This is a genomic window from [Mycobacterium] manitobense (assembly GCF_025821665.1).
In the GTDB taxonomy this organism is placed as follows: Bacteria; Actinomycetota; Actinomycetes; order Mycobacteriales; family Mycobacteriaceae; genus Mycobacterium; species Mycobacterium arseniciresistens.
The window spans coordinates 1-553 of sequence record NZ_JACKSJ010000222.1 but is presented as its reverse complement, the minus strand read 5'-3'; the positions used below and the strand labels follow the sequence as shown (position 1 = coordinate 553).

The following is a 553-nucleotide window of genomic DNA, read 5'->3' as shown; positions in this document are numbered from 1 at the left end:
CCTCGCCCGCCGCTTCTTCGCCCGCGTCATCGACGGGATCCTCATCGGCATCGTCGCATTCGTGTTGGCGTTCTTCACCGACACACTGTCCAACATCTGGGTGACCGGACTGTTCACCGGTCTGCTCACCTTCATCTACTTCGTCGCCTTCGAGGTCGCTCAGGGCTCGACCCCGGGCAAGAAGATCCTCGGGCTGTCCGTGCACGGCCCCGGCGGGGCGAAACCCACACTGCGGCAGTCGGCGATCCGCAATGCGTTCACACTGTTGCCCATCATCCCGTTGATCGGCGGCCTGCTCGGTGTCATCGCCATCCTGGTGATCGCGGTGACCATCAGCGGCAGCGCGACCAAGCAGGGCAAGCACGATGAACTCGCCGGGGGTACCCAGGTCCTCAGATGAACAGATCGAGCACCAGGACGGTCGTCATCGAGCGGCTGATCGGCGGTCATCTTCGTGATGTTCGCCGTCGGGTGGAAGTCGTCCGCGTCGGCGAACGGAATCAATCGTCATAGCATTTCAAGCAGAGCACGAAAAGATCTGCTCATATGTGGT

Annotated in this window: 1 protein-coding gene and 1 pseudogene; one reads left to right on the top strand and one right to left on the bottom strand. The window is 61.7% G+C overall.

Annotated features, from left to right (window positions below; translation table 11 throughout):
• The coding region (locus H7I41_RS24265) for an RDD family protein (RefSeq protein ID WP_264015175.1) at nt 1-400 on the top strand (400 nt) is incomplete at its 5' end.
• A 20-nt stretch (nt 401-420) separates the two neighbouring features.
• On the opposite strand, the pseudogene H7I41_RS24260 reads toward H7I41_RS24265, so the two are convergent.
• Nucleotides 421-504 (bottom strand): annotated as a pseudogene (locus H7I41_RS24260) (gluconokinase); the annotation flags it as partial.
• Between the last annotated feature and the right edge of the window lie 49 nt (nt 505-553).